This is a genomic window from Rhodococcus sp. APC 3903 (assembly GCF_030407755.1).
GTDB classification, from domain to species: domain Bacteria; phylum Actinomycetota; class Actinomycetes; order Mycobacteriales; family Mycobacteriaceae; genus Rhodococcus_F; species Rhodococcus_F erythropolis.
This window is the reverse complement of record NZ_JASDCV010000048.1, coordinates 1-8,136: the sequence shown is the minus strand read 5'-3', so window position 1 is coordinate 8,136 and position 8,136 is coordinate 1. Positions and strand designations below refer to the sequence as shown.

The window sequence follows — 8,136 nt, the reverse complement described above, 5'->3', positions numbered from 1 at the left end:
GGGTGGTAGTCGTTTCGGTGACGACGCCCTGGTCCCATCCGAGGTCTTGGCTATCGATACCCAACGAAATCGGATCCGTCTTTCCTGTGACCGAATCTCCGTCGGAATCAAGCATGCCATCGCTGCCGGCATGCGCCGTCGTGAAGCTCTCTCCCACCCCCAATCCGGATGGGTCGAAAGTTATTGTGTATGTGCCCGAACGCAATCCGTCGAAACGGTATTTCCCGTTCGCGTCGGTGGTCGTCGACAAGGTGACCGCGTTCCCCTTCGAATCGTTACCGGAGAGTGTGACGGGGAAATTCGCGATGCCCGGCTCGCCCGAATCTTGAATTCCGTTGCCGTTGAGATCGTGCCAGACGAAATCGCCGATACTCGAGGACACTACGTCCACGCGCACCGAAGGTGTCGGTGGAATCAACAAGTCCGACGACGAGGAACGAGCACCGGCAACATCATTGACGTAGACATCGGCGGCAGTGTTCTCCGTCGGGGTGAAATTGACCTTCACCGCGCCCACACCACCAGCTGGGACACTCGATACTGTCAGGCGCAAGCCTGTTGTTTCAGCGGGACAGTCGCTCGACCAGATCGTGGTGTTCGCCGCAGGATCAGCGTTGATCGTCGCGGGTGCATCCGTCGTGCACTCGACCACAACGCCGCTCGGAACGGACCCTGTCCCGGCGAATGCCGTTGTCCCGGTAAAGGATGTGCCGCGGCTGTCGCCGTTGTAAGGCAGCACATCGATCAGCTGGGCTTTGTCAATGACCTGCGATGTCAGGTTGCGGTAGGTGATCGTGTATGCGTATGGATTGTCGATTTCGACGGTCGGCGTGTCGACCGTCTTAGCGACTGCGAACTGCGCCTGGTTACGAATGATCACGTCGTAGCGCGTGGTGCGCAACGCCAGATCCTCCGCCACAGCGGTATCCGAGGAAATGACCGCGACGTTGGGTGCGTGAGTGTTCTCCGGCGTAGTTGCCTGCGTCGTCACGGCATAGGTAATCGGCGCGATCGCGTTATTCGCCGTCACCGCTCCGAGGTCGAAGACCAATGTTTGACCTGTCTCGCCGACGTCGCCGGTGCAGGGGACGCCGTCGGCACCGTTGTTTCCTGGGGCTACTGCTACTGGAACACTGGAGCTGCCCTCCTGATATACGACGCAGCTGCTGAGCGTATCGGTGACCTTGACGCCTGTCACCGGCGCTTGGTTATCCACCGGAGAGGCATTGAACACACGTGGCTTCAGCTCGTATTTAATCGGCTCACCGGCGAAGACATCGGTCACTGCGGCCGGGACGGTGCCCTTAGTCACTCTCAACGTCGCTCCGGTAAGAAACAACCGCCCACCGAGGCCCCCCGCGTGTGTCTCTTTGACATACGTGGACTGCCCCCACGATCCGCCCGTGGCTTTCGCGCTGGTACCCGCCCAGTCGCCGATGATGGTTCCTGCCTCGTTGTCCATCGCGACGAACTGGATATGCAGGCGCTGGCCCTGTCCTGGTTGCAGGGACCAATCCGGGGTGATTCGGACGGCATTGACCACCGCCGGCCCTCCAGCTGCGTCGATGCTCGAGAACCAGGTGCCCCTATCGCAGGAGGCAGCGCGCCGATCATCGTCGGAGGACATGGGCAGCACTGCATATTCAACTATGTAACCCGAGGTCACAATTCCAGGAGCGCCGAGGCCTGTGTGGTACATCGCGCCTGGACCGACGATCTGTTGCGTCGACGGATCCCACCTGTCGCACATCGCAGTTGGCGGCAACGTCGTCACCGCACCTGCGTCCTGCCGCAGCTGGGTGAAGTACTTTGTGCCCGCCGCGACAGTGCCGTTACCCGAATTCAAACTCGTCGCGCCCCCTACTGGACCAAAGACTTTGTCGCTGTCCGTGAGCAATTTCCCGGCGGGTCCGGCACCGGAATCGATGAAGCTGGACCAACAGTTGTCGTTTGCACGACCGGCGTTGTTGGCATCGAACGCACACAGACCGACGTCGGGAGCGCCGCCAGGCTCAAAGCCCTCACCAAAGTTCGACTGCCCCGATACACCGTTCGGGTCGAACCCGGTCAGCTGATTGGTAATGGACAATCTACCTTCGGGTGCCGAGACGATGTCGGACGCCGGGATGAACACCATGATGTTGTACGTTGCCAGGAATGCGGTGTTCGGATAATTCGACGGCAGATGGCTACCGGAGAGGTCCGCTCCTGTCACAGCTACCTGAATAGGGGTTCCTGCGCCCCCTGTCTGTGTACATGCAATGGTTCCTGAATCGGTGACCGAATTCGCCGGAATAGCAGATGGATTGATCCCAATCTTGCTGTTGGGCAGTCTCGTGGCCAGAGTATTCGGACCGCAGTTCACAAGCTTCGCGTTCGGAGACACCTGACTGAGATCGTCGATCCAGTGCAGGTCCTCGGTCACCAACTCTGATCCTTTGGCCAACGGTGGACCTTCGACCGCCACCCCGTATGTCATTGTCACGCCCTGAACGCCGTCGACAATACTGGTGGTCGGATAGCTGTAGTGCTTCTTACTCAAGTTCAGTTGCGGCATGGCGACGATGTCAGTCAGCACCGGCGCGCTTGTCTTACCTCCAGCGGCCAGCGTCGTGGAAATCTGCTCACCGTTTCGGGCCGCACCCCCCACGCGGACGCTGATCGGCACCGAACCCGAACTGTTGGGGGGCAGTGCGATATTGCAGGTCAACGTACGTCCATCCGAACTAATGGATCCACCCCCCTCCCCTGTGCACTGAGTGATGTTCTCTGGGGCGAACGTCACCGCCGCAGGCGTAGGTGCATCGAGGGTCTGGACAAACGAGACAGTCCGCCCCTCAGCGCCATCAGTGGTGTACTGCCAGTTGTACGTCACGGTGTCGTTCGTGCGAACCTTCCCGTTGCTGGCATCGACATCTATCGAATCGAATGGGGCGGTGCCGTCGGATGCGACGGACAAGGTGATCTGATCCACTGCCGCATACGCATTCGGGGCAGAGAGAGCTATTCCGCTGCCCGCCAGCAGAAGAGCAATCGCAGCCGATGAGCAGTGCCTTCCCAATCGTCCGTGGCCACGGGACGGCATCAACGGTGGTGGCCGCAGCCTCCCGATACGACGGATCGCAGTTGCAGTCATACTTGTCATCTCTCTTGACTTGCCGAGCACGAATGAGGGCCACGGCCGCCGTAGGACGCCGGCCGTTCTTTCCCCGTGCAATGCACACACGGGCTACTGAGAGTGCGGGCGCGTTACTGCCCAACAGGATCCGTCTCGCGCACTAGCCGATGCCGGTCTCAGCTTGTTATATCAGAAAACGGTCCGTCCGTTACACCACAGCTACCTTCGGTTTCGATCCTCGATCCAAGTTGAAGAAATTTGATAGGCCGCCAAGAAACTGGATCTACAACTCATGGGGGCTGTTGACAGTTGCGCCCTCTGCCGTGAGAATGAATTCCATTCACTCCGAAAGCGCGAGCGTGGAGCAGAAAACAAGCTTGCAGCTGTACACCGCATCGACGAAGTCTGCAGCAAAGGCGCGCCGCCCGCCTTGCTTGCTTGCTTGCTTGCTACGCCATCAGTCGGCGGTGCCACTACACGCCGCCCGGAGCGAAATACCGACTGATGTTCAGTCACTTTCCTGCAACTTTCTCCGGCAAACAAGATCTCGGCATCTGAAATGGCGATTCAACTCCAAATGCACCAACCGTCGGCGGTGTACGGCAACATTTCCAGCGCACGTTAGCGGCCAGACGATCCGCTGCCAAGTATCGACAGCGTGCTCGAGGCAAGGCCGCAGAGCCCCAGGACCTACCCGCTGACGTTCCTGTCGATCATCGCGGCTCTTGTTGGGCTCGGAGTTCTGGAGCTGATTACTCCTCGTGCCCGTAACCAGATCGCGGATCGGAAGGATGCGACTTCGGATCACGAAAAGGATTGGCACGCAGCATGAGTGATCTTTGTTCAGATGCGACGCAAGTTCGCTGACTACTGGTTGAACCGTATGAGATCTTCGAATGCCCTCTTCTTGATGACGACTCGGATAGGCTCACGACTGCGTTCCTGACTGCGTTCCTGACTGCGCTCGCCGGTGTGGAGGCGTTGCGTACGGAGTCGTGCCGCATTCGGATCGACGAGTTCCGTACTGCTACGACCAACCAGGCGGCGGCGTGAGCGGAGGATCTGCATGCTCGATCGATGGGGATAGTTGGTGCGGCTTCCGGGTGAGCGTAAGGCTCTCGACTCCTCCCGCCCTCGATGGTCTTCTCCGATAGGCACTATGAACGTAGAAAGGCACCAGTCGTGAACGAAGATTCAAGACCTGGCAACGCTCTGCAGTGGGCCATCCACTACCTCTTCACGCTCGACTGGTGGAAGTCGATGCTCATCCCCATTGCATTCGGCGCCATTCTCGCTGTGGTGTTCATGTTCTCCGCACTGTGGGCGTTCACTCTCATAGTCTCGTGGACCATCGTCGCAGGCACGATGCTTGCCGTGGAGTGGCGCTACACAAAGACGCTGCGAAAAACCGGGAATGAAAGTTTCCCACTATGATCGAGAACTCCTCGCCGGCATCAGATCCGTCGGGCGAGAGTACGGATGGCGTTGGCGCACGCACAGCCGCCGAGAAAGGTTCCGGTGCGTCGTTCACCGAAGCTCAATCCGTTAAAAAACGCGATCGACGCCATGCCTACCGCAGATATCGACGCACCCGCAAGCAACGTCACACGGCTCGCCGAATCCTGGCCAGACTTGCCGACGAGCACGGGCGCAAGATTTGTCGTATTCGACGGTGTGGGATTACGTGCGGGTCCGACGAGCGCAGATCGACGCCGGACGTCGCAGCGAACGCTCCCGGAGCTGAGGTCGGAGTCAATTTCGGTGAAGTGTGGGAGATGTTGACCGGGGTGAAAAACAAAATGTCATATGTTCACCTTGCGTCTCCAGCACTCGGGGAAAGCTGTGCACCGTGCGTACTCGACGCAAGGTCCGGAAGCGTCCGCCGAAGGATATATCGCAGCGTTCGACGAGATCGGCGGTGTCCCGACCTGTCACATCAGCTACGACAATTTGATCAGCGCAGTGCAGAAGGTGATTCTATGGGCACTCTCGATCTCGGGTCGAGAACCCGCGATGGTTGTTCTTTCGCTCTCACTTCGGGTTCGACGCGACATCTCCGAGGCGCACGAGACAGACGGGGTTGTGGGGGGAAGAGGGCCGATTCCGCCGAAACCGGTTGTCCCCGATGCCTGTTGTCGACTCACTCGATGAGCTCAACGAGAAAATCCGCGCCTGGGACACAGCCGACAACAGCCGCCGCATCAACGATCGAATCCGGGCCGTTGGGCAGGACCTCGCAGTAGCGACACCGCCCCTGCCGCCTGAGTCAGACGAGAACTCAACCCCCTCCTGTCCTCGATTAACTCCCCGAGTCAATCGGTCAGCGTTGATCCCCATCCAGATGGTGAAATACTCTGTCCCAGCGCGTCTTCATCGGAAGTAGTGACCTTCGACGGCCGGACGGTAATCGCACGTCACAGTCGCGTCGTCACTATAAGGCGGCCACAGCCTCGATCTCCACCACTACCTGGAAGCGCTACGCACCAAACCCGGTGCACTGCCAGGAGCGAGCGCTTTGCCTGCAGCTCGCAGAAATGGAACATTCACCTCAAGTCATGACGCGTTCTGGGCTGAGCCCGCAAAACCGACGGTGACGCCGGCTGAACCCGCCAACTCATCAGTTCCACAAATCGCAGGCAATAAAGAACCAGTTGCACTGGATCGACGACATCGCCCCAATCATCCGCTTCCTCGCAGACGAAGGGTGGTGGATTACCGGACAGACGATCTTCGCCGACGGCGGTTACACCACCCGCCGAACTGGTCGGCGACCTCGCACGAGATGTACTCCGCCCCCACATTCTGCTGGTCGAGTTGAACGCGAAAATCGAAAGCCGCTTCCGCCGACACCCACTCGCCGAGATCGTAATCAGCATGCCGGGTATGGGTCCCCGCCTCGGAGCTGAATTCCTGGCCGCAATCGGCACCATCGAAGCATTCGCCTCCCCCGACCGCCTGGCCTCCTACGCAGGTTTGGCACCGGTGCCCCGAGATTCCGGCAAAACCACTGGGCGACTTCATCGCCCGTACCGCTACAACCGGCAACTACGGAGGATGATGTATTTGTTCGCCCTTCACAGCATTCGGTTCTGCCCCGAATCCAAGATCTACTTCGAGAAGAAGAAGGCCGAGGGCAAGCGTGGGAAAGCCGCGGTCATGTCGCTCGCGAGACGCCGGACCAATTTCCTCTGGGCTCTGATCCGCGACCACAGGACTTGGAGCCCCACAGCGCCCCCGACCCAGGAGCACACACCTGCAGCCGCCTAATCACCCCTCAGAGCAAGACTCAACTGAATTCGAGCGACGTACCTTCGTTGCCAGGACAACTCGACCACACGCACTACTCACCTCGCGCGGTCGACAAACCCTTGTTCTCTACTCTCCTTCCTTTCTCGGACACGAAACACCGCCGAATCGTCCAGGCCAGCGATCGGTGAGCGCGGTCGAGCGGCAATGATCCGCAAAATATGGTCCGCACCAATGTGATTGGTGCGAACCTTATCTGGGTTGAACTTCGCTCTCGCCGCACTGCTGAACCGCGGACTGTCCGGTTAGCGGTCCGGGGCACTGTTTTCACCGCCGAGGCGGTTGAGCCATGCTCTCCCTCGCCTGTCTGCCATGAACGCAACAAACACCACTGACGCTGCAGCGATACCGACTGCCCGGGTATAGCTCTCCGCGACCAGGGCGGCCAGGGCGGCGGACAATGTAGTCACGGAATAGACCGTGAGAATGATCTTCGCCGGTTCAGCATCGATGTTGCGCATGGTCCACACAGACAGGACGACCAAACTGGCAAGGCATACAGCGGAAACCCAGCTACCCCAAGAAGTGTCGCTCGATATCCAGCTCGCCACCGTGTAGGAAGCGAGTGCGAGAAGAAGGGCAACAACAACGACGACGACTGGTTTCGTCTTCATGAATCCCCAACTTAGTAGCAGTCAGATCCTGTGTGGTGCAGCGGGGTAACACCGATGGCCGGCGGCCAGAACGAGCTTGTAGCAACGAATTTGAGCGCCAAGCACTTACCTGTCGCTTGTGCAGCGATTGCCCATGCCGAGATGTTGACCAGGTTGGATGCGATCACGGCACTGAAAGGCGGCGGAACCAAAGCAAGCCAGGGAAGAACCCCGATGCCACCAGCCCCGACGGCGGCCATCACGCGAGTCTCCTCACGATTAAACCAGGCATGCCCTGAGACGATCCCCAGTCGAAACGAGGATCCGCGACCACGGGGAACTGTGTGTTCTCGTCGAAGTCAACGATCTGCACGAGGGTCGTACCCTCGATCTCGAGACGCGTCGGAATTTCGTCGCCCGCAGCGTCCTTTGCCCAGGGAGCCTGGAAACCGCCGTTGGGTAGGCGATTGACATTCAGGCTCACGCTTCCGTCATCCATGCGTTCGAGGCGAGCGCTCTCCGGAAGAGCTACCGGGAACTCGAACCGGTTCGGCGCATCCGCACTGTTGATGTGAATGAGAGTCTGTGCACCATCGGGCAATTCGACGGACTCGTACGTGACAGTCGGCGCGCTTCGGCTCGTCGGCGCATCCGAATCCGCGCCAGTCGACCAGGATAACGCTGTTCCCTGCTCTGACACGGTGGTAACCGAGTTTGGATCGGCGCCTGCATTGCGGACGCCGAGTTGCAGCGCTGCCGCTGTTACCGCGAGCACCGCCCTTGCTCTGACTGTAAACCTGGGTCTGGGTCGTTTCTTCGTACCGATTCTCCCCTCGAAGGTGGCGCACGTGATCATCTTTCGATGTCAGATCCGCCTCATTTGGTCAAGCAAAACCCAAGATAACCCAATCAAATACAAAAAGGCTGGTTCTGAAAAGCGTCGGCGTGCCGTCGAACGGCTATCGCAGTCGAGCACTAAAGACGTAAATCAGGCACGCTTCGCACGACACTTTGAATCGAACCGGAGTTTCCGGAGACTTTGATTTACCCCGATTTTTCCGGAATTCGTTTGTTTTACTTCAGGCATTGATGCACCCGAGAGAGGTCCACGATGCCCCG

The 8,136-nt window shown here is 59.1% G+C and carries 5 protein-coding genes and 3 pseudogenes; 4 read left to right on the top strand and 4 right to left on the bottom strand.

The features are described 5' to 3' along the window. On the bottom strand, positions 1-3,136 hold a 3,136-nt coding region (locus QMA15_RS31550), incomplete at its 3' end, for an SdrD B-like domain-containing protein (RefSeq protein WP_290288850.1). Between the two features lie 1,164 nt (positions 3,137-4,300). Between QMA15_RS31550 and QMA15_RS31545 the strand changes: the two genes are divergently transcribed. From QMA15_RS31545 to QMA15_RS31530, 4 genes and pseudogenes are all read left to right on the top strand, one after another. After that, positions 4,301-4,552: a hypothetical protein gene (locus tag QMA15_RS31545; RefSeq protein ID WP_290288847.1), complete on the top strand. Its 252-nt coding sequence runs from the start codon at positions 4,301-4,303 to the stop codon at positions 4,550-4,552. Between the two features lie 12 nt (positions 4,553-4,564). Next, positions 4,565-5,719: pseudogene (locus QMA15_RS31540) on the top strand (IS21 family transposase); the annotation flags it as partial. A 17-nt stretch (positions 5,720-5,736) separates the two neighbouring features. Then, positions 5,737-5,874, top strand: a pseudogene (locus QMA15_RS31535) (short-chain dehydrogenase); the annotation flags it as partial. Between the two features lie 61 nt (positions 5,875-5,935). Further along, positions 5,936-6,385, top strand: a pseudogene (locus QMA15_RS31530) (transposase); the annotation flags it as partial. A 284-nt stretch (positions 6,386-6,669) separates the two neighbouring features. On the opposite strand, the gene QMA15_RS31525 reads toward QMA15_RS31530, so the two are convergent. Genes QMA15_RS31525 through QMA15_RS31515 form a run of 3 tightly spaced genes read right to left on the bottom strand, consistent with a single transcriptional unit; the run spans position 6,670 to position 7,792 of the window. Further along, on the bottom strand, positions 6,670-7,038 hold the full coding sequence (locus tag QMA15_RS31525) for a hypothetical protein (protein ID WP_290288845.1): 369 nt from the start codon (positions 7,036-7,038) through the stop codon (positions 6,670-6,672). 11 nt (positions 7,039-7,049) lie between these two features. Further along, positions 7,050-7,280: a hypothetical protein gene (locus QMA15_RS31520; RefSeq protein ID WP_290288843.1), complete on the bottom strand. Its 231-nt coding sequence runs from the start codon at positions 7,278-7,280 to the stop codon at positions 7,050-7,052. Then, positions 7,277-7,792: a hypothetical protein gene (locus tag QMA15_RS31515; protein WP_290288841.1), complete on the bottom strand. Its 516-nt coding sequence runs from the start codon at positions 7,790-7,792 to the stop codon at positions 7,277-7,279. Before QMA15_RS31515 ends, QMA15_RS31520 begins: the two co-directional genes overlap by 4 nt. Positions 7,793-8,136: the final 344 nt, after the last annotated feature.